Source organism: Deferrisoma palaeochoriense, assembly GCF_054656955.1.
On record NZ_BAAHXI010000198.1, the window covers coordinates 1 to 346 of the forward strand.

A 346-nucleotide genomic window follows, 5' to 3' on the forward strand; every position below is an offset into this window, starting at 1 on the left:
GGCTTCTTGAGGAAGGCAAGCAGTTGCTGCGCACGCCGTGCTACGCCTTCTCGAACCACACGCGGGCGGCCAAACGAAGGAACCGGGAGATCCAGACGGCCAAAGGGGCAGCCGACCGTCGACGGGCGTACCGGGAGCTGCTTCGTTTGGGCGAGCAGGTGCGGGGCTATGCCTTGGGGGCCATGGAGGAACTGCGGGGCCCTTGGCAGGCGGAGGCGATGAACGCGAAGGAGGCCCGCAAGGGGCTTCAGTTGGCCGACGAGATGGAGCGGATGCTGGGGTTTTTGGACCAGATCCACGACCAGACCGAGCGCCGGGTGTTCCGGGGGGAATCGGTGCCGGCTGG

At 67.1% G+C, this 346-nt stretch carries 1 pseudogene; it reads left to right on the forward strand.

From position 1 onward, the window contains the following. Window positions 1–23 precede the first annotated feature (23 nt). Window positions 24–346 (forward strand): annotated as a pseudogene (locus tag ACYQ8L_RS18695) (ISNCY family transposase); the annotation flags it as partial.